The sequence below is a fragment of the Enterococcus sp. AZ141 genome, assembly GCF_051714385.1.
GTDB classification, from domain to species: domain Bacteria; phylum Bacillota; class Bacilli; order Lactobacillales; family Enterococcaceae; genus Enterococcus_D; species Enterococcus_D entomosocium.
Map to the genome: position 1 here is coordinate 505,583 of NZ_JBIORT010000001.1, position 21,477 is coordinate 527,059.

Below are 21,477 nucleotides of genomic sequence, written 5' to 3' on the forward strand. Positions count from 1 at the left end.
GCGTTTCATTTTTGTCACCTTCGCGTCACTTTAGCAATTAAAATAACAGTTTATTTTGTTAACTCAACCCACTACACATCAAGCGATCACAGGCTTCATCGGTTGTTTCTTACGATGACACAAAACAAAAAAACAGCTGATCTTCACAGATCAACTGTTTAACAATTCTTTAAGTCAGCTTTTTCTAGCAGCTATTAGCAGCATCATTGGTCGGCGCATTTCGTCTTTCATTCCCGGTACTTCCAGTAATTCTTCTGGCGGCTGCGGCTCAATCACTTTTTCTAAAATGAAGCCGTTTTGCAATAAGGTCATTAAATAGGTTGTCAGGGTACGATGGTATTTGGTCACCGTTTCACCTAAAAATTGCGCTTCCCGCTTGCCTTCATAATAGTAATGATCGACTGGGAAATGCTGGATTCCCCCCTGCCTATCATACTGCCAATCTTGCGATCCTTCCGCAGTATAAACCGGATGCTCCACCGAAAATACGAGTACACCACCAGGTTTCAGCCAGACCGATATGCTTTTGATCAATGTTTCGAACGTTGCCACATAGTGAAACGCCAATGAACTTAAAACAACGTCTATTGTGGCTGGAGGAAGTGTCACTTCTTCCATTGCGACACATTGATACGTTATTTTCGGATCAGGGTGCCTTTTCTTGGCCTCCTCGAGCATCCGTTGAGATATGTCAGTTCCTAGTACTGCTGCCGCTCCATGGTTTACAGCATATTGGCAATGCCATCCATACCCGCAGCCTAAATCAAGTACCTGCTTTTTTTCGAAATCAGGCAACATTTTTTCTAGCGTCTGCCATTCCCCAGCTCCTTGCAGGCCTTTTTGCGAACGAGTCATTTCACTGTATTTCGTAAAAAACGTTTGGTCATCATATTTGTTTTCTTTCATCATTTGTTCCTCCCATGTAAATCGTTTTTTGCTGGTCTTGATCTACATGGGCTTAGGCAATTTTTTGGGAAATAATGCCACCACACATCAGCTTTTTCCTCCTTGCTCTGATTAACGCCATCATAGCACGATTTTCAGTCTCTCACAATTGATAGCAAGTCGCTGGCGCTTCTTTGCCATTGTTTCTCAATAAACCGTTTTTTTATGTACAGCAAAAAATCACACTATGAAAAGGGTGTGATTTTCCTGTTCGATTCATTCATTTCTCTATTAATCAATGCAGTGCTTCCTTTTTCCATTTTCGGATTTTCGTTCGGAAATTGGTAAAGGGTGCTACTGTATTGATATGGATCCATTTATAGACTGGCCACTGTGCTTTGGTGGTTGCCCAATCCCGTTGCCCTGCTTCAAACAATTCCTGATCGGATAAGCCTTCGATCCACTGGCAAAGTGCCGTCACCTTTTGGTCTAAGAGCTCTTGCTGCTGTGCTAAGGTCAAACTGCCATATGTCTGATAAAAGGATTGATACAATCCACCAAGGTTGTTCCATTTATACCCTTCAGCAGGTGTGTGAACGCTCATCCCTTGTTGTTCCTGTGTTTCCCATGACAATAACAAACTGACCCAGCCGATTTGGTAAGACAAATTTTCTGAAGGGGTCTTGTCGACACTTGCTATCCGTTGATTTCGTAACGCTTCGGGAATTTCAACAAATTCTTGGCGAAATTTTTGGTAACGTTCTGTGATCTCTTGGATCAAGTCTGCTTTGCTTTCGTACTGTCTCATTGACTGTCCTCCTATTCAGGAAAATGGTTACTCTTTGTCGCTTTCTTCAATGGCGATAAAAATCGTTACTTCGCCGTCTGGCGCATACTGTTCGAAATCAAAGGAATACCTGCGCTGCAACTGCTGGTTTTCTTCCTCTGACCAGACTTGACGCCAAGTAGTCAGAATGCCCTGCGCATCGCGCCGATCGACCGGATACTTTTTCCAAGTATATTTTTCTGTATCAAAGTCTGCTTGCTCCGTTTCTTCGAAACAAAGCGAAACGGCATAGTCTCCTTGATAGTTTGACTCATACTCGTGGTAAACGCAAGCGATGACCGTTCCTTTTTCTGCGGCTTTCTTGACCGCCTCGCTGTTTTTCTCCCATAAGCCAGTGATTTTTGCTTGAATCGCTGGATCAGTAAAATTATTGGTTCTTTCCGTTTCTATTATCGAAAATTTCATTAGTGTTCCTCCTTCTTTGTCTTTATGATACGATAGAAACCTAGACACCTTCTGTCAGTGTTTTATCATCTTTTTATAAAAGGAGTAAACCAAGTGAGCACGACACGCCTGTTCGGCCTTATCTACCACCTGTTGAATCATGAAAAAGCAACCACTTCTGAATTAGCCAAACAATTTGAAGTCTCGACTCGCACCATCACCAGAGATATCAATACCTTAAGCAGTATTGGCGTACCCATCTATACCGAAACGGGTCGAAATGGCGGCGTCTATTTGTTAAGCAGTTTTGTGTTGGATAAAGTGTTATTATCAGAGGAAGAACGGAAAAACCTGCTTTTGGCGTTGAAAGGGATTCGCCAGCTGACGCCACAGATCAGCGGAGAATCATTGGCAAAACTGCAATCCTTATTCCAGCAAAACGATGCAGACTGGCTAGAAGTTGATTTTTCCACTTGGCATCGGCGAGAAAACGGCAACGACACGTTTGATTTATTAAAAAAGAGTATTTTAAGGAACCACGTGATCACCTTTGACTATATCAGTAAACAGGGACCGCAAAAACGCGTCTGTCAGCCTTACAAACTGCTTTTTCGTTCGCAAGCATGGTATCTGCAAGCCTTCGACCAGCAAAAGAATGCCTTTCGGACATTTAAAATCAGCCGTATGAGTCAGGTCCACGTCACTGAACAGCATTTTTTTCCGGTCACTGCGCCTAATTCTGCCATTGAATTGACTGTTGACACCTATCCCGCTCGTCTATTCTTTCAAGCCGACGTTCTTTATCGGGTATATGATGAGTTCGATCATCAGGATATTACTTTGACGGAGGAAGGCACTGCTGTGGTTACCGTTGATTTACCCGAGGAAAGCTGGGTGGTGCCCTATTTGTTCTCTTTTGGAAAAAGCCTACGCATTTTAAGTCCCCCTCGACTAAAGAATCGTTACCAAGAAGAAGTTGCTGCGATTTATGCCAATTTGACTGAGAACGAGGGTGCGAACTGATTTTTCAAGAAATGGATCCCTATTGAAAGGAGTGTTTGATTTGAAAGAAGTGATCGTAGACTATGGCGGGGTTTCGCTAGCCCGCCTTTGCCAGCAGTTGGAAGAACAGCAGATTCACTTAAACGCGTATGCCAACCAGCTCTTGCGCCATCCCCACCTCTCCCTCAGTGCCGATAAACAGCGTACTACTTGTGTGATTGTTTCCCTTAAAGAACTGGGACTCACACAAGGTGGCTCGTTGACGGAGATTTTTGCAGCTGCACCTTCTTATGGACTGACCGATTGTACATTGGAAATGGCCTTACACTTTCGCCTCAGTTATCATCAACTGGCAAATAGCACCGGACTGAAATCCCAAGGAAAAGCGCCAGCTGCCGCAATCACGATCGCTTCTATGCCTTTGGAGAAAACCGATGATTTCCCCAAAGGATTCTACGTTCGCCGCATCGATGGTTGTGACTGGTTGCGAGGCTATACTTGCGATGCACGCCACCAGTTTGCACCGGATGACCTGTTTTTGTTTCAACGACGAGACCCGCTGTCAGAGACCTTCAACTGAAGGGGGAACAAATAGTTACCAATCAAGCGTCCCCATTTCCCCTTACTGCAATCATTCTGCAAGATAGGGAGAATCCAAAAGGACGAAAGGAGAAATAGATGAACTTAATACCAATGAAAGACAGCGACTACGCTGCCTACTTAGCCAATGCTGTTTTCGAATACGCCAATGACAAAATCCAAGCAGGCACATGGGCCAAAGACGAGGCCCTCTCCCTCGCCAAAGAAAGCTTTGCTTCTTTACTTCCTCAAGGGACTGCCACTGAAAACAATCACTTGTTTTCTTTATTTGCAGCTGATTTTAGTGAACCGATCGGGGTGATTTGGATCAACACAGCTGCCCAGAAAGCCTTCATCTATGACTTTATCATCGAGGAAGACCAGCGAGGAAAAGGCTATGGAACCAAAGCATTACAAGCTTTGGAAAAGTGGGCGATCCAGCAAGGCATCACTGAGATCGGCTTGCACGTTTTTGCCCATAATCAATCTGCGTATCAGCTATACAAAAAAATGGGCTATTTGGAAACAGATATTACGATGGTTCGACGTTTCGCTGAATGAGTAGTGTTGAATAGGCCCGATCATTAGTACGAAAAAATTGATCGATCAGTTCCGAGCCAAACAAAAAGAAACGACGAAAAATCATCGTTTCTTTTTGTTTCTATTTACAGAAAACTACTCTTTCAGTTGTGGCTTCTTCAAAAGTATCGCCATTGTTGAATCTTCTTCGCTATAAGGACTGCCTTTAGCATCGCCAAATACCTCACAGATATCAAAGCCTGCAGCCTGAACTTCCCTCAGCAATGCATCTTTTGTAAAATAGGTCGTCCATAAGTAATAATTTGTGGTCTCACCTTCTGCTAAAATCGTTGTTTGCTCCAGCAAGACGTGATCAGGATATTTCCATCGTTGATATAGCACAAGATGGGGCTCCCCCCTCCAAAACCCTTCTGATTCGTGACTTTCCCAGGTCTGCTCTTCATTAAGCGTTAAAAACTGTGCAATCGTAAATACATCGAACAAAAATTTGCCACCCGGTTTTAGATGCGCCAGCACATTTTTTAGCAGTAGTTTGCGTTCCTCTGGATTTAAGGCACCATAGTCGCAATAAATCAAGGTAATAAAATCAAATTGCTGAGGCAATGCCATCTCCAAATAGTTATCAAATAGATAGGTAATATTTAGTTCCCGCTTATTCGCAGAATCTCTCGCATAGGTAAGGGATCTTCTGGAGTAATCAACGCCTGTCACTTCATAGCCCAGCGCTGCAAATTTTTCCGCGTAGATCCCTGGTCCGCAGCCGATATCAAGAAGTTGCGTCTGTTTTTCTGGCGGAACAAGGCGACTGATCCATCGAACGGATTCGTTGATAAAGTCAACCTTTCTACTCGCTCCCTCAAAATCAGGATCCAAATGAGCCTTTAACATTTGCTTGGAAATATACGCATCGTCCCAAAACGCCTCTGCCATTTTTTTATAGAGCGGTGGCCGCTCGATTGCCTTTCTCAATTCTTGGTACATCTTATTTTCCCCTTTCAAAATAATTGAAAAACAAAAAAGACCGCAGATTTCACTCTGCGGTCAACCTTCAAACGATGAAGATCAAAAAGCGAAGAGTAAAATAAAATCAATGATAGGCACTTCAAATAAAACTGCATGCAGTCAATTTTTTGCCTATGAAATTGATTTTATTTACTCTTTTCCAGTCCTACCCCTGTTAACGAAGGAATAACAGCAGATAGGCCGGAGCCATCACCTTTTTCTCTTGTTTTTCTGCTTTTAGTTTAGAAGGCGCCAGTCGATTTGTCAATGGGAATCGCCTGCTTTCCTTCGATAAAAGAAGTTCTTACTGCAATTCACACCTTGCCTAACAAAAAAACTGCATCAAACTACGTCTCTGCTTACTGTCGCCTGCTGATTTTTTCAACAGGAAGATGGATCTCAGTCAGCCATTCCTCTTCACTTTCTTTCTTCCAAATGCCATCAATATAGCTTTCACGAAAAGGCCTTGTGATTCGTTAGCCGTTGTTTTCAACAAACTGGATAACTGCAGCATAGGCTTTCGGAAATTCTGCATAGGCTCCTCTATGGACCGTACAAACTGCTTCTGGTACTTCTTCTATCTGCCACTATCTTGTGATGTATAAGAAACAGCCCCCCTCACTTTATCTCCACCAATCCTATTGGTCAAAAATAGTACGACCAGCGGTATTCCAATACCAAAAAGGTCAGTTGATCAATTGTTTTGCGTCCATTGATTTCTTTTGACAGCCCAGCAACCTCGATCATTTTCTACAGAAATCGCCCTATTCTACTAAAGCATACTGGCTCCTCTTGAGGGAGAGTCAATAGCAGATTCGCTTTTTTCATGACGAACAAACTCATGCTCATTGGTTAGCCAAACGTGTCTTTTTCTTTTTTGTACCTATTCGCATCAATATTTAAATCACAATTAACTATTTTTAATTCCTGACCTTGTTTTTTTCTTCTATCTCCACTATATTTGTGGGTAACCCTATTTATTTCTATGTAGAGAGGATGTTTCCCTTGAATTATCCCTTATTAAATGAACAAATGCCTCAAACCATCATTCGTGTTTGGCGGTTGCGAAGGATTACGTCACTGATTATTTTCAGCCTGATTTTCGCTGCTTCTTTTTGGTTTCTAGCCACGCAAAACTGGCTGCATTTCTGGGTGATCACCCTTTGGTCAAGCTTATTGGCGCTGACTTTGATCAGCCATCTGCTTTCTTTTGTGCTAATGAGCTACCGTTACACATTCCATCGCTACGAGATCCAAGAAAATGATATCGCCATTCAACACGGCTATCTATTCCGCAGCACCACGTATATTCCGATCCGCCGAATCCAGCATATCGAAACAGACCAAGGGATCTTTTTGCGAAAATACTCCTTAGTCTCCTTACAGATCCATACGGCTGCCACCAACCACACCATTGAAGGCCTACCAGTGGCGCAAGCCGAACGCTTGCGAGAAACCATTATGACTTTAGTCGAGGTGGTCAAAGATGATCTATGAAAAACAACGACTGCCGTTGCTGTGTATCGGTCTTTATTGGTTCAAAAATTGCAAAAATTTTCTGGTACTAGCGTTTCTGCTTGTATTCAAATTATTCAACGACGCCCCTTCTTTGCCAATGATTCTGGGCGGCATTCTGCTATTTTTACTGGTCTGTTTGATTTTTGCGGTACTGTCATACACCCGCTTTACCTTTCAAATCGATCAAACGAGTGTGCTAGTCAACAAAGGACTCTTTATCCAAAAACAAACGATTTTGCCGTTTGAACGCATCCAAACGATTCAAGAGAATCATTACTTTTATTTACGTCCGTTTAAACTAGCTGAAGTGAAGTTGGAAAGCGCCGCAAGTTCGAGTGGCGAAGCCGAAATTCTTTTCCCAGCGTTGCCGCTGGCTCTCATTGCCTCCATCGAAGCGTCAAAAAAAGCGGCTGCGACACCACAAGAGCTGACTGCCCAAGCAGCTAGTGGAGAAGAACCAACCAATAATTACGCTACTGTTTTTTCGGGTGAGGAAACAGCAAATCCGCCGTTAGAAACATTCACTTTGAAATTCAAGGAGATTTTCTTGTTTTCTCTCACTGATTTTTCTGTTTTCACCTTGGTTCTAGTCATCGGCTACAACGTGATCGACAACATTCCCAATCTCTTTACCTATGCATCGGATTTGCAGCAACTCGGCCTTTTATTAGGTGCTGCGCTTTTGCTAGGACTGCTGATTTTGTTTTTCTTTCTTGCGATCGCTAGAAATCTTTTCCGCTATTATGGCTTTACGGTGGAAACGAACCAACAACAGCTGCTGATCACGCAAGGCTTGTTTTCTAAACGACACCAAACGATTCCCCTCGCTAGGATCCAAGGGCTAAGTGTCGAACAAAATCTTTATCGCCGAATCTTTCATCTAAGCTCCGTCAAGTTACTGCTGGCTGCTGGCAGTTCTTCAGAAAGCGATGATACGGTCTATCTGTTCCCCATTTTGAAAGAGGCGCAGCTGACCGAAACATTGGCCCGCTTTTTACCTGAATGGTCGTTTCAACAAACCGCTCTAGTGAAAAATCCGCGACCCAACTTTTGGTACTTTTGCCGTTGGCCACTGCTTATCGGGCTGCTTGTTGTAGGAATCTCCGCCTTCTTTTTCTGGTGGTTAGCGCTGATTTTCTTCGTGTCCTTTGGCTCCTTCGTGTTATCAAGCATCTGGCGGGGCAAAATACAAGGGTATCAATTTTTAGATAACCATGTATTGTTGTGTCAAACGATTCGCGGCTTAACAAAGGTGACCGCTTATCTGAAGAAAAATAAAATCCAAGATTTCACCGTCACCACGACGTATTGGCAGCACAAAAAAGGTCTGGGCAAGTCACAGTTGACCATCAAAACCGAAGATACCTTCACCGAAAGTAAGCTGTTCTACTTCCCATTAACCGAAGCAGAAAAGTTACGGCGCTGGTTTTTGTCGTAGTTCATAAAAAAACGTCAAACAGCAGAACTGACGCGTTGTTTGACGTTTTTCGCAAGACCTGAAATAAATGAGAAGGAAGCACCAACCATTGATTCGTTGATGCTTCCTTTTTCTATCCCCTGACCTTCCCCTCGACGATTTGCTGCTTTATTGAAGCAGCATCTAAGCCATATTCTTTTTGCAGGAAATCGGGTGTGCCGACTTGGCCAAATCGTTCGTTGACACCAATACGTTTTAAGGGAACAGCACTGCCAGTTTCAGCAAGCACTTCGGCGACGGCACTCCCTAGTCCACCGGTGATAGAATGATTTTCGATGGTGATGACTTGCCGTTTTCCCTGAACTTCGCGGATGATCAATTCTTTATCGATCGGTTTGATGGTGAACATGTCGATCACTTCGCAGCTGATTCCTATTTCTGCAAATTCTTCTGCCACTTGCAGTGTTTCAGAAACCAGTTGGCCACTGGCAATCAACAACAGTTCATCGCCTGGTCTTAAAACATTGCCTTTCCCTAGTTCAAAGGTCGAGCCTTTTTCATAAATCGTCGGAACCGCTTTCCGATTGCCTCGTACGTAATGAACGCCGGATAATTGGCTAAAGGTTTTTATGATCCACGCCATTTGGACTTCATCCGCTGCATCGCAGACGATCGATTGGGGAATCATTCGCATCAAAGCCACATCTTCCCATGTCGTATGGGTGCCGCCGTTGTGTCCGACTGCAAACCCCGGATCAGAACCGTAAATATTGATCGTATTGCCGCCATAGCCGCCAGAAATAAACAGCTGATCGAATACCCGGCGCGTTGCAAATGGCCCAAAAGTGTGGATAAAAGGTGTATAGCCAGTTAAACTCAAGCCAGCAGCGACGCCAACCATATTGGCTTCCGCGATCCCCATGTTGATAAAGCGTTGGGGATGTTTGTTGGCAATCGCTGTCCAGCCGCTGGCAGAGCCAAGGTCGGCATCCAACGCAACTAGCTGGTTATTTTCATCCATGAGTTCCACCAATGTGTCAACGACACATGTTCGCAGCTCTTTACCAGCAGCAGTGGTTTTGCTTAATGTAAACATGCCTTAGCGTCCTCCTTCGATTTTTATCGTCAACTCTTTGATTGCCGCTTCTGCCGCTTGATTGATTTCATCCGTGGTAAACTTCACGGAGTGATTGGCATCTAATTCTTCAAAGAAAGGAATGCCTTGTCCTTTCACGCTGTCCAAGACAATGCAAACTGCTTGGTCTTCGATCGCTTTGCAGCGCTCGATTGCCTCATCAATGGCTTGCATGTCTGCTCCTGGAACTTTTTCTGTATAAAAGCCAAATGCAGTCATCTTCTGCTGGATGTCAAAGGGATCAAGAATGTCTTTGGTTGGCCCATCTAGCTGTTTTTTATTGTCATCAATAATGACGATACAGTGATTCAGTTTGAAGTGGGCAATGTATTGGAAGGCTTCCCAGCACTGTCCTTCATTTAGTTCGCCGTCCCCGACGATCAAATAAACAAAATTGTCCTTCCCTGCCAAGCGCAGACCCGTCGCGATCCCGGCAGCCATGGAAGTCCCCTGCCCCAGTGAACCTGTGGTGGCATCAACCCCCGGCGTTTTCCAGCGATCCGGATGGGAAGGCAGTCTCGTGCCGCCCTCATTGATCGTCCATAACCACGACCGATCAAAATAGCCCGTATTTGCTAATGCACTGTACAGTGCGGCGCCAGCATGTCCTTTTGATAAAACGAGTCGGTCACGATCCGTCCACTGTGGATCTTGTGGATTGACCCGCAGCTGTTTGCCGTACAAAACGGCTAATAATTCAACAATTGAAAAGGAACCGCCCAGATGGCCTTGCCCCATTTTCTTGATGCTGCAAAGGGTATCTAAACGAATCTTTGCCGCTAAACTTTCGAGTTCGTGGTATTCTTGTTCACTGATTGCCACTATTTATCCCTCCATCCTCTATTTATTCAGAAACAGATTTTGCTCGGCTGTTTTTCTTTAAAATCGTCAATCCGATCAAGACCGCGACTACCGCAATTATCCCTGAGAAGATGGCGATTTGACCGCCCATATTGGCTAAGTTTCCTAGGAAGATCCCTGCAACTCCATAGTCGGTATCAGAGAAAGTTGATCCTTGGAACCCAAGATCCCCCATGACTGGCATCAACAAGATCGGCATGAAGCTGATAATGATCCCATGAATAAAGGAACCAATCACGGCGCCTCGCACACCACCCGTTGCATTGCCGTAAACACCTGCCGTTGCGCCACAGAAGAAATGGGGCACGACACCTGGAATAATAACGGTTGTTCCTGTGAAGACCATGATGATCAAACTAACGATTCCACCGACAAAGCTGGTTAGAAAACCAATCAGAACAGCATTTGGCGCATAAGGAAAGACGATAGGGCAATCCAATGCAGGAATTGCATTAGGAACAAGCTTTTCGGAAATCCCTTTAAAGGCTGGTACGATTTCTGCCAAAATCAGACGGACACCAGCTAAAATCACAAAGACACCAGCGGCAAACGAACCGGCTTGCTGCAACGAATAAATGATCGAGTTCGTGCCATTGCTAAGATTTTCTGTAATAAATTCACTCCCAGCAAAAATTGCTACGATCACGTATACAACAGCCATCGTAATCGTGATACTAACAGTAGAGTCCCGCAAGAAAGACAGGCCTTTCGGAAAATTAATGTCTTCTGTGGATTTTTCCTTATTGCCGACGTATTTCCCAATCAACCCGCTCAATGCGTAGCCGAAGTTCCCCGTATGCCCCAATGCGACGGAATCATTTTTAGTAATTTCTCGAGTAAACGGTTGTGCGATCGCTGGGAAAATCGTGTTACAGATCCCTAACGCTAAGCCGCCAAATAAAACTAGATTAAAAGTATTCATTCCAGTAACGCTCAAAATCACCGCAATCATGCAAGCCATATACAACGTGGCATGCCCAGTCAAATAAATGTATTTAAAGCGAGTGATACGGGCAATCAAAATATTGAAGGCCATTCCGGCTAACATAATAAGTGCGGTATAGGTGCCGTAAGTCGTCAACGCCAGCGCAACGATCGCTTCGTTATTTGGGACGACCCCTTGCATGTTAAAGGCTGCTTGGAACATCTCCCCAAATGGCGCCAGAGAGCTTTCGATCACCCCAGCCCCGGCAGTGACCACGAGAAACCCAACAAAGGTTTTGATGCCCCCTTTGACGATCGTGGCAATGTCTTTTTTCTGCAGCACATTCCCCAAAACGGCGATCAGCGCAACTAAGATCGCTGGGGTACTCGCGATATCAACAAGAATATCTAAAAATTCGTTCATGACTGTCTACTCCTTTTTATAGTAATCCTTTTTCCTGACAAACGGCTTGAACCTTTTGCTTCAATTCATCGAGATCGATAATACTGTCTAACACCACGATCTCACCTAGATGCTGCGCACTATCGGCTAAATCGCCACCAACAAAGAAAACATCCGCCATATCGGGTGCGGCACTTCCTAAATCATAATGGGACACTTCCACACCTGAGACACCCAATTCATTTAAAACAGAATTGATATTCATCTCCACCATAAAACTTGATCCTAATCCTGACCCACACACTGCTGCAAATTTCATTTTTCATCTTCTCCTTCTCTGATCACTTCAATTATTTGATCCGCATTGGTTGCGGAAAGTAACGCAGTTAGTTTTTCATTATTCGACAAAATTTTTGTTAAACTCGCTAACGCTTTTAGATGGAGCTCATTGTCAACTGCTGCCAAACATATAAACACTTGAATGGGGTGTTGCGGATCATCATTTAAAAGCACTGGCTCTTTGACTTTTAATAACGACATCCCGATCGCATTGACCCCATCTTCTGGACGCGCATGAGGCAAAGCGATGCCTTTTCCAATATGGATAAAAGGCCCATGATCCACCACTTTATTGATCATGGCGGTTATATACTGTTCCTCAATTTTATTGGTCTTTTTTAATGGCGCAGCAGCTTCTCGAATGGCTTCTTGCCAAGCCAGCGGCACCTCAGTAAATTGGATGGTTTCTGCTGTTAATAAATCTGATAACATCGGACGTTGGTCTTCCCTTCTATTCAATTCTCGATTGATTTTTCTTTGCAAAATTTTTCTCAGCTTTTGCTTACTGATGCCTGCTTTTAAATCAACATAGGGCAAAATCACTTCTAACACATCGTCAATGGAATGCAAACCAGTTTTTGAAGGAAAGAATGCCGCTTGTACGTTTCTAAACAGTTCATCCTTCTCAATGGGGGTCATAATCGGATTGATCACATAACATGGTCGTTTGGTTTTGATCGGGGCACTGGAAAAAATCAGATCAATCTCTTCATTGAAACGAACATTTTCATACTCTTCGATCGAACGAGCCGGCAAAAAATGGATCTGGGGAAACAGTTCCTTTAATTCTGATTCCAAAATCAAGGATGAACTGATGCCGCTTGGGCAGACAACTAATGCATTCAATTGGAAGTAATCGCGTTTGGCCTTTTGTTTACTGATTTCCCCACCAAACAAAATCGTAAAATAACCGATTTCTTCATCAGGGATCGTACCGACTAGGTCTTCTAAAGAACCCAGTGCTCGTCTCGTCAGTTCAAACAACTCATTGTATTGCAGCTTGATTTCTTCAATCAGTACATTCTCCAGTGGAAAACCGTAGCGGATTCGAAAATACGCCGGGACAAGATGATAGAATGTGTTCATCAAAAGGGTGCGATAGTCCACAAACTCGATAGCTGCCAGCCGTTCCATTTCATGAATGATCTTACTGGCACATTCCAATAAAAACTCTAATGAAGTATCTTCGATATCTCCTTGCAGAATCGTTTTCAACAGGATCGTTACATAAAGTTCTTCTGTTTTCCGATTTTTGATGGCAGGAAATTCTGCTAAAAACTGCTGACTAACTTGATGGACATGCAGCGACTGTAGCAGCGATGTTTCTGTCTCCGCTAAAGAAACAGCCGTTTCTGCCATCCGAAAGGATAAATAATTAAGAAAATAAAGCATTTCTTCGAAGCGGCTCGGTACGATCACCAGATTGAAGGCAGTCAATGTTGCGGACAAACGATCTCTTATTTGAATATATATCGTTTTATTCTGCTCATAGATTCCCTCAAATAAAAGCAAATTCCCATTTTTCGTATTGGATAACGCACTGACTTTTCGAAAAGCAAGAGCGCGAATCTGATATTCCTCTCCCTCTAGATAAAAGCCATATTTTCGAGAGTACAATAGTTGAATCTTGAAAGCTGCAAGTTCCTCTCTGATCCCCTTTAAATCCTTCAAAATCGTATTTTTACTGACATAGAACAGCTCTTGAAACTGGTAGACGGATAAGTCTTTCACTGCTGAAAAAGTCAGAAGATAAATCATGGACCGCCGCTCTTCTTCCGAAAAAAACAACGTGTTCTTCTGGACATCGAAAAGAATTTCCGGCCATTTTCGTTGAATCAACGAAGGAATCAAAACTTCTCCCTCATGCATCGTGATTCGTTGATTCAACCGCTGTTCAGTGATTTGATTGATCTTGGCAATCTCCGCCAGAAATTCCTCATCCCTCCACTTCGTCAACTGAAGAAACGCCTCAATATTTGGTTCTGAAAACAGATACGTCAATTTGAAATGAATCATATTTGCTACCCCCACCTAAACTATAGCTTGCACAAAATGAAATCGCCATCATTTATCGGTACAACTGAAGCTCCGTTTTTTTTAAACGATGGACCGAAGAGGAGATTTCAAGGATTACCATAACATTTTTAACATAAAAAGAGGATGTGCGATGACCATTATTTGTTTTTTAACGCAAAAAAGGCGAATCAGCTTGATGATTCGCCTTTCAAAAGTGATAAGTAATAGAAACAGATGGAAAAAGTGGACCAATCGTTAGGAAAATGAAATCTAGATTGCTTATAAGAAACAGGTTCCCTTCGCATAAAGCACGCCTTTTCCGCCAATGATTACCCGCTCATCTGCTAAGGTACACTCAAGAAATCCTCCTCGTGCTGAGAGTTGCTGAGCCGTCATTTTGATCTTATTCAATCGGCTGCTCCAATAAGGGATCAAATTCGAATGGGCCGATCCGCAAACAGGATCTTCGTCAATCGTCAATTTTGGAAAGAAGGTTCGAGAAACAAAATCGACCGTTTCCCCAGGAGCTGTCACGATCACGCCAACCCCTTGCTCAAAGGTTTTTATTAAAGAAAAATTAGGTGTTAACTGTTGAATCTGGGTTTCATTATCCAATACAAAGAAAAGATCTCTTGCCAAGTAAGCCTCGTTGATTTTGGCACCGATCGCTTCTTCATATATAGGCAATGTCGGCGTTTTTTCTGGGAGAATCGTTGGAAAATCCAGTGATAAAAGCTCCCCTTCCTTCGTCACCCGCAGCTGTCCGCTGTATTTTGTCTGAAAAACGAGAGAAGTTCGTTTAGGTTCATAATAATGAAACAGCACAAAGGCAGTTGCCAACGTTGCATGTCCGCAAAGATCAATTTCACGATCCGGCGTAAACCAGCGAAGGCTATAAGAATCTGTTTCTTTTACGGCGAAGGCCGTTTCCGATAAATTGTTTTCGATCGCGATTTTCTGCATCAGATCTTCTGGCAGCCATTCTGGCAAAATAAAAACGGCCGCTGGATTTCCTTCAAAAACCTTTGTAGCAAAAGCATCTACTACATAATACTCTAAGTTCATTTTTCTACACCCTTTCGTTTATTGTATACGTACTCTGCGCAATAGAGATCTTCTACTGCGAGTCCCACCGCATCAAAAATCGTGTATTCTTGTTCTGTTTCTCGTCCGTGACATTTCTGAGTAACCAATTCTCCTAACGAACCTTTGATAGCAGAAGGATGAAAGGATTGTTCTGCAATTGGAATCAGAAGATCGCCACTTTCTTGCAGCGCTGCTTGATAGTCATCCACATATACACTGGCCGCAGCCACTAAATCACTGGTGAGTTCACGTGTTTCTGGGGTAAAGGTTCCGATCGCATTGATATGAGTGCCAGGTGAAACCATATCTTTATCCAAAAACGCCTGCTTGCTAGGTGTTAAGGTACAAATGATATCGGTCTCACGTGTTGCTTCCATCAGATGGTTACAGGCAATAACCTGCAGCTGCGGATAAGTTTTTTGGACTGCTTCAACAAAGTTCACTAGTTTTCTTTTATCTAGATCATAAACAAATACAGTGTGGATCGGACGAATAGTCAGTATCGCTTGTAGATGGGAGGAGGCTTGATGTCCTGCACCAATTAGTGACAATTTGGTCGCTTCTTTCTTTGCTAAATAATTCGTTGCTACAGCTGATACCGCTGCCGTGCGAATCCAAGTAATACTATTTGCATCCATTAACGTAAGTGGCGCCCCATTTTGGCTATCAAGCAAAAGAATTTGTCCTAAATGAGTCGGCAGCTGTAACGTTCCGTTCTCTGGGAAAAAGGACATGATTTTTGCGCCATACACCCGGTTCGGACCTAAGTAAGCGGGCATTAAAGCAAAGAGATTTCCTTGCTTTTGATCTGGCAACGGCAATACCGCTCTTTGCCATTGAGAAACAGCTTGCTGCTCAAAATCACGAAAGCAATTTGTCATAGCTGTAATGGCTTCAGGAAATGTCAGTTCACGTAAAATTTCTTGCTCTGTTATAATCTCCATAAAAATTCCTCCTTTTTTCATTATCCTACCCTCAGCAATTCATACAATCAATGATATAATTGTATGGAATACAATTTAGGAGGTGTTTTTATGCCTATTAATTCTTATGAAGATTATGCCCTTAGTTGGCGTCCAGATAAAACGCAGCTTACCCGTCCCTATTATCGTTCCTTGATCAAGCGCTTAGAAGAAGATATCCTCTCTGGCAAGCTCGCCAAAAATACCCGCTTACCCTCCCAAAGAGAGTTAGCGGATTTCTTAGATCTTAATTTCACTACGATTGGTCAGGCCTATAGATATGGTGTCGAAAAAGGAATTCTCTATAGCCAGATTGGCAGCGGTACTTATGTTTCTGCCAATGCATTCGACTCGATCTCTATTTCTACCAGCAATGTGGCTACGCACATCATTGATCTGGGACTCGTCAGTTCCTTTGAAGAATGCAATTCCTTGATACTGCCCACGATTCAAAAAGTCGTCAATCATTCAAATATTGTTGGGATCATGAATTATCGAGAACCTCAAGGATCCGATTATCAATTGACGACCGCCAGCAACTGGTTAAAGACGCAAGGAGTCATCACAGACAAAGACACGACTGCGATTGTTTCTGGTGTACAAAACGGCTTAGCGATTGCCTTGGCAGCCTTATTTTCTCCCGGAGATCGGATCGCAGTTGATCGTTACACGTACTCAAATTTTATTGAATTGGCACACCTCTTCCATTTAGAAATTGTTCCTATTGATTACGATCAGGAAGGAATGCGTCCGGAAGTACTTGCACAAGAATGCCGCAAGAAAAAAATACACGGACTCTTCGTGATGCCTTCTTGCAACAATCCGATTGGTTTTCAAATCACCGAATCCAGACGAAAAGCGCTCGCAACAATTATCGAAGAAGAATCCTTGTGGGTGATCGAAGATGATATTCATTCTTTTTTAACGACGTATCAACAAAATAAAGTGATTGCTCCCTTTCAAGCACTGCTCCCTCAACAAGTCATTTATCTTGCTGGAATGACTAAATTTATCTGTTCGGGGCTGCGGGTCGCTTATCTTGTTTTTCCAGAAGCGGTCCGAGGAAAAATCGAACAAGCCATTTTCACGATCAATGTAAAAACCTCTCCCTTGGAGGCAGAGATCGTTACCGAGGTTTTGAACAGTGAAGTGGCGCAAACCATCCTTCAACAAAAATTTGCTCTTACGAAACAAGCGAATGCACTTTTTGACGCGATCTTTGACTGCCAATCAAAACCAGCAGTCTATCCCTATTACCGTCATTTACCGATCCGCTCAGATGTTGCTCAATTCGACATTGAACAAGACTACTTGGCAAAAGGCGTGCGCATCTATCATTCCAATCGTTTCACGACCCAAAAGCAAAGTGACCCGTTTATTCGATTGTCCCTGTCATCGAATCACTTAGAGGTGTTAGAAAAAGGATTGCGTATTGTAAAGGGCTCCTTAAAGACCTACCAGTAGCTGTCTAAAAATCAGCAATCCATTGTACAGCTCCTATTTATTTTTTATAATACTCATGTAAAGAGGAGTTGTTGCCACGACTCCTCTGCAGCTCCGGTTAAAACGGTGACAGTTTTTTCGTCTTTTTTTCTGCGTTGATGATGTCAAAGATCAGTATTTCATCAACTAGATTGGAGTTATGTATGTAAATGGTAGATTCGATATGTTTTTTACTTTGATGCAACTAAAGATTCGGGCATCACTAGAAAGTGATACCCGAACCTGCTTTTCATTTTCTTACTTCCCCAATTCATTCCTTACAATATGACTCGTTCTTAGCGGTCCATTTTATTCAAGGCAGGAACTTTTCTTAGTATAAAGGTTCCTGCAATGGTCACGCCGATACTGATTCCCATACCGATAAATACGAAAGCCCACTTATCAAATGGAAAAGATAAAAATCCAGGTAAACCACCGACACCAACGCTCAATGCTTGAGTATTAGTGACCGTAATAAACATTGATGCACAAGCTGAACCAATCATCGCTGCTACAAAAGGATACAAATATTTCAAATTGATCCCAAACATTGCAGGTTCTGTTACACCCAGATAGGCAGAAATCGTAGCTGGAATGGAGATTTGTTCTTCCTTTTTATCTCCCCTGTGTAATATATAGATTGCTAAAACAGCGGAACCTTGAGCAATATTTGACATCAGTACCATCGGCCACCAACTGGTTGTGCCAAAATCTGCAATTAATTGATAGTCAATAGCGATTGCTGCATGGTGTAATCCTGTGATAACCAGTGGTGCATATAAGCCGCCAAAAAGAAAGCTGAAGAGCCAATTAAAACTAGAACTCAACCCGTAATTGACCACTAACGAGATCCAACCACCAATGACCCAGCCGACAGGTCCCAAGATAACATGCGCTGCTAAAATCGTTGGTAATAAAGAAAACAATGGCACAAAGATCATCGATACTGCTTCTGGAATCCGTTTACGGAAAAACTTTTCTAAATAGACGAGCATAAATCCTGCGAGCATCGCCGGAATCACTTGTGCTTGGTAACCGATCATATCGATTTGGACAAAACCAAAATCCCATACTGGGATATCCGAAGCAGCTGTCCCAGAAACTGCATAAGCATTTAGCAATTGCGGAGAAACAAGGGTGATTCCTAAAATAATCCCCAAAATTTGGGTTGTTCCCATTTTACGGGTGATGCTCCACGTAATGCCAACCGGTAAGAAATGGAAAATGGCTTCTGCCGGTAACCACAGAAAGTCATTTACTCCACTCCAAAAAACTGAATTAGAAACAATCGTGCCACCACCAAAGTCAACATCACCTAAAACATTTCGAAACCCTAGAATCAATCCTCCGACAATGATTGCTGGCAATAAAGGGGAAAAGATTTCTGCTAGAATACCTACAATTCGCTGAATCATATTCTGCTGTTGGTTGGCGATCGCTTTACCTTGCTCTTTCGATACCCCTTCTACTCCTGAAATTGCTACAAAATCATTGTAAAAAGTTGGCACTTCGTTTCCAATAATTACTTGAAATTGACCGGCGTTGGTAAACATCCCTTTCACACTAGGTAACTCAGCGATTTTCTCTTCTTGTGCTTTTGCAGGATCACTTAATACAAATCGCATACGCGTAGCACAATGAGACACTGCTGCTATATTTTCTTTCCCGCCAATATAACTTAAAAGCTTCTTCGCTTCTTCATGATATTTTCCCAAAATGAAAACTCCTATCTCTACTCATTTAATTTTTATTGATAGGGATTCACAGTCAATTCTGACTGATCCGCCATCTTATAGGTACGTTCAAAATACTGACCGGCTTTTGTACCGTGATAAACAATACTGCAATTTTTTAGGCCTTTGGTTTGGACAATCATTTCAGTTCCAGAGTAAGAAACTGTGACACCACCAATCTTTTCCCCAGAAAGGCTATATACCGTCTCTTCAAGACTCCTATTTTCTGAGAGCTCATACACATGAATCGTCAAATTTTTTGAGTAATCATAGACAGCTTGCCTTCCTTCTCCTGTGATCAAAAGGGAATCTTGGCGAATGAACATTGGTAAATGAAAATAGTCATAGACACGATGAATCCACCGATTACCTTCAACAACCTCATTATCCAAATAATTGAACCAACGTCCTTCCGGAAGATAGATCCACACGTTTCCTTCTTTATTGAAAATCGGGGCAATCAAAATGCGTTCTCCAAACATGTATTGTGTATCAATGTTTTTTACACCTGGGTCTTTTTCAAATTCCAAAATCATTGGCCTAAGAAAGGGGAGTCCTTGTTGCACACATAGACATGCTTCTTTCCATATATAAGGCATCAGCTCTATCTTCAATTTTGAAAAACGCCGTGTAACCGCCACTGCTTCTTCCCCATATAACCAAGGTACCTTGTATTCTTTACTGCCATGGTATCTCGAATGGGAAGACAATAGACCAAATTGTGTCCATCGCTTATAAATATCTGGATCACATCCAGATTCAAACCCGCCGATGTCATGACTCCAAAATTGAAAACCGCTCAGTCCAAAAGAAAGCCCTGCTCGTAAGCTATCGTGCATTGAATAATAATCTGGAGTACAATCCCCGCCCCAATGTACTGGAAACTTTTGACAACCACTTGTTGCCGAGCGAGCAAAAACCACAGCTTCGCTTTCTCCCAATTCTTCTTGCAGCACTTCAAAAACTGCTTCATTGTACAAATACGTATAATAATTGTGCATTGCCTTTGGTGATGAACCATCAAAATATCGAACATCTGTCGGTATCCGCTCTCCGAAATCTGTTTTAAATGAGTCAATCCCCATCTGAATAAGTTTCCGCAAATAACTTTGATACCACTCTTTTGCTGCAGGATTGGTAAAATCAACAATCCCTTGTCCTGCTTGCCACTTGTCACACTGCCAAGTATTCCCTTGCAAATTTTTTAATAAGAATCCCTTTTGATCCCCTTCGACAAATAAAGGTGATTTTTGTGCAATGTAAGGATTAATCCATAAACAAACTTTTAGGTTGCGCTGCTTAATCTTTTGAATCAATCCAGCTGGATCTGGAAACATTTGTTTATCCCAAGTAAAATTACACCATTCAAAAGGTTTCATCCACATACAATCAAAATGAAAGACATCGAATGGCAGATCTTGTTCAATCATTTTATCAATAAATGTTAAAACCGTCGTTTCATCATACTTAGTCAGAAAAGAAGTACTTAGCCACAAGCCAAACGTCCATGCCGGCGGCAAGACGCCTCCTCCAACTAATTGTGTATATTTTCTCAGTACATCTTTAATTTGTGTCCCAGGAACAAAGTAATACTCTAGTACTTCTCCTTCTACTGAAAATTGAACATTTGCGGCTTTTTCACTGCCGACTTCAAATTCAACATTTTCTGGGTGATTCACAAATACGCCATATTGCTTACTTGTCACATAGAAAGGAATGTTTTTATAGGCCTGTTCGGTTCCTGTACCGCCATCTTCATTCCATATTTTTATCGATTGTCCGTTTTTAACGAATTCTGTAAACTGCTCACCAAAGCCATAAATTTTCTCGTCGATCCCGATACTCAACTGTTCTGCTACATATGATTTTTGACTCGTCGTCTCCTCCACGTAAAGTTTACTCTTACTGCGGCTTTCAGTTTTCAAATTTCCATCATAATAATATTTTATTGTAAGATCTTCTTTAATGATTTCAATCTTTGTCCGTTGGTTTCTCAAAATCAACATGGAATCTGTTTCCTCGAAATCCAGAGTCGCATGCTTTTGAACTAACGGAAATTTCTTTCTTTGTTCAATTCCCGATTGATGGTGAAACATTCTGATTCCGATAATTTCGTCTTGATAAGCACAAAACTCAATTGTCATCATTCCCGTATTCAACGTTTTTCCTTTATCAACGATGTGGCGAAACGGACAATAAATCATAAGCTGGTCATGATCAAACGTCCAGTCAAAAACTTCAACAGGAAAATCCGCTTTCATTTTTTCTTTGATTCCCCAGTTTCCTTCAAAAAATTTCACAATATACCCTCGCTTTTTCAAAAAAATCTCTATATAATGAAGCAATAATTGTTTCCCATAAG

At 42.5% G+C, this 21,477-nt stretch carries 18 protein-coding genes and 1 pseudogene; 6 read left to right on the plus strand and 13 right to left on the minus strand.

Annotated features, from left to right (window positions below; all coding sequences use genetic code 11):
• Positions 1-174: 174 nt before the first annotated feature.
• From IGI89_RS02345 to IGI89_RS02355, 3 genes are all read right to left on the minus strand, one after another.
• Positions 175-906: a class I SAM-dependent methyltransferase gene (locus IGI89_RS02345; protein WP_061053754.1), complete on the minus strand. Its 732-nt coding sequence runs from the start codon at positions 904-906 to the stop codon at positions 175-177.
• Between the two features lie 274 nt (positions 907-1,180).
• Complete coding sequence (locus IGI89_RS02350) at positions 1,181-1,693, minus strand: ClbS/DfsB family four-helix bundle protein (protein WP_061053753.1); 513 nt, start codon at positions 1,691-1,693, stop codon at positions 1,181-1,183.
• Positions 1,694-1,720: 27 nt separating this feature from the next.
• The gene (locus tag IGI89_RS02355; RefSeq protein ID WP_061053752.1) at positions 1,721-2,137 is read right to left on the minus strand and encodes an effector binding domain-containing protein; all 417 of its coding nucleotides are present in this window, start codon (positions 2,135-2,137) and stop codon (positions 1,721-1,723) included.
• 93 nt (positions 2,138-2,230) lie between these two features.
• Between IGI89_RS02355 and IGI89_RS02360 the strand changes: the two genes are divergently transcribed.
• From IGI89_RS02360 to IGI89_RS02370, 3 genes are all read left to right on the plus strand, one after another.
• Entirely contained in the window at positions 2,231-3,139 is a 909-nt protein-coding gene (locus IGI89_RS02360) for a helix-turn-helix transcriptional regulator (protein ID WP_086333005.1), read from the plus strand.
• Positions 3,129-3,698, plus strand: coding sequence for a hypothetical protein (locus IGI89_RS02365; RefSeq protein WP_035006572.1), 570 nt, complete (start codon positions 3,129-3,131; stop codon positions 3,696-3,698). The genes IGI89_RS02360 and IGI89_RS02365 overlap by 11 nt, the downstream gene beginning before the upstream one ends.
• Positions 3,699-3,796: 98 nt before the next feature.
• Positions 3,797-4,258: a GNAT family N-acetyltransferase gene (locus IGI89_RS02370; RefSeq protein WP_008377933.1), complete on the plus strand. Its 462-nt coding sequence runs from the start codon at positions 3,797-3,799 to the stop codon at positions 4,256-4,258.
• Between the two features lie 114 nt (positions 4,259-4,372).
• Here the strand turns inward: IGI89_RS02370 and IGI89_RS02375 are convergent, their stop codons facing one another.
• Positions 4,373-5,218 carry a class I SAM-dependent methyltransferase gene (locus tag IGI89_RS02375; protein ID WP_086316882.1) on the minus strand — a complete coding sequence of 282 codons (846 nt, stop codon included), beginning with the start codon at positions 5,216-5,218 and terminating at the stop codon, positions 4,373-4,375.
• Between the two features lie 1,026 nt (positions 5,219-6,244).
• Between IGI89_RS02375 and IGI89_RS02380 the strand changes: the two genes are divergently transcribed.
• Positions 6,245-6,736 carry a PH domain-containing protein gene (locus IGI89_RS02380; RefSeq protein WP_086299101.1) on the plus strand — a complete coding sequence of 164 codons (492 nt, stop codon included), beginning with the start codon at positions 6,245-6,247 and terminating at the stop codon, positions 6,734-6,736.
• On the plus strand, positions 6,726-8,195 hold the full coding sequence (locus IGI89_RS02385) for a PH domain-containing protein (RefSeq protein ID WP_438735275.1): 1,470 nt from the start codon (positions 6,726-6,728) through the stop codon (positions 8,193-8,195). The genes IGI89_RS02380 and IGI89_RS02385 overlap by 11 nt, the downstream gene beginning before the upstream one ends.
• Before the next feature lie 112 nt (positions 8,196-8,307).
• Here the strand turns inward: IGI89_RS02385 and IGI89_RS02390 are convergent, their stop codons facing one another.
• The 7 genes from IGI89_RS02390 to IGI89_RS02420 all read right to left on the minus strand — a co-directional run bounded on the left by IGI89_RS02390 (position 8,308) and on the right by IGI89_RS02420 (position 15,882).
• Entirely contained in the window at positions 8,308-9,270 is a 963-nt protein-coding gene (locus tag IGI89_RS02390) for a transketolase family protein (RefSeq protein WP_196043737.1), read from the minus strand.
• Positions 9,271-9,273: 3 nt separating this feature from the next.
• Positions 9,274-10,131, minus strand: coding sequence for a transketolase (locus IGI89_RS02395; RefSeq protein ID WP_438735277.1), 858 nt, complete (start codon positions 10,129-10,131; stop codon positions 9,274-9,276).
• Positions 10,132-10,153: 22 nt separating this feature from the next.
• On the minus strand, positions 10,154-11,518 hold the full coding sequence (locus IGI89_RS02400; protein WP_413159430.1) for a PTS ascorbate transporter subunit IIC: 1,365 nt from the start codon (positions 11,516-11,518) through the stop codon (positions 10,154-10,156).
• Between the two features lie 16 nt (positions 11,519-11,534).
• On the minus strand, positions 11,535-11,816 hold the full coding sequence (locus IGI89_RS02405; RefSeq protein WP_005227537.1) for a PTS sugar transporter subunit IIB: 282 nt from the start codon (positions 11,814-11,816) through the stop codon (positions 11,535-11,537).
• Positions 11,813-13,852 carry a BglG family transcription antiterminator gene (locus IGI89_RS02410; protein ID WP_438735280.1) on the minus strand — a complete coding sequence of 680 codons (2,040 nt, stop codon included), beginning with the start codon at positions 13,850-13,852 and terminating at the stop codon, positions 11,813-11,815. Before IGI89_RS02410 ends, IGI89_RS02405 begins: the two co-directional genes overlap by 4 nt.
• Positions 13,853-14,131: 279 nt before the next feature.
• Positions 14,132-14,917, minus strand: a complete 786-nt coding sequence (locus IGI89_RS02415; protein WP_438735282.1) for a PhzF family phenazine biosynthesis protein — start codon at positions 14,915-14,917, stop codon at positions 14,132-14,134.
• Positions 14,914-15,882, minus strand: a complete 969-nt coding sequence (locus IGI89_RS02420) for an ornithine cyclodeaminase family protein (protein WP_438735284.1) — start codon at positions 15,880-15,882, stop codon at positions 14,914-14,916. Before IGI89_RS02420 ends, IGI89_RS02415 begins: the two co-directional genes overlap by 4 nt.
• Positions 15,883-15,972: 90 nt before the next feature.
• On the opposite strand from IGI89_RS02420, the gene IGI89_RS02425 reads away from it, so the two are divergent.
• Entirely contained in the window at positions 15,973-17,364 is a 1,392-nt protein-coding gene (locus IGI89_RS02425; protein ID WP_194187925.1) for a PLP-dependent aminotransferase family protein, read from the plus strand.
• Positions 17,365-17,684: 320 nt separating this feature from the next.
• Here the strand turns inward: IGI89_RS02425 and treP are convergent.
• Together treP and yicI are read right to left on the minus strand one after the other, a co-directional pair.
• Positions 17,685-19,097 (minus strand): annotated as a pseudogene (treP, locus tag IGI89_RS02430) (PTS system trehalose-specific EIIBC component); the annotation flags it as partial.
• A gap of 32 nt (positions 19,098-19,129) precedes the next feature.
• Complete coding sequence (gene yicI, locus IGI89_RS02435; protein WP_438735287.1) at positions 19,130-21,415, minus strand: alpha-xylosidase; 2,286 nt, start codon at positions 21,413-21,415, stop codon at positions 19,130-19,132.
• Positions 21,416-21,477: the final 62 nt, after the last annotated feature.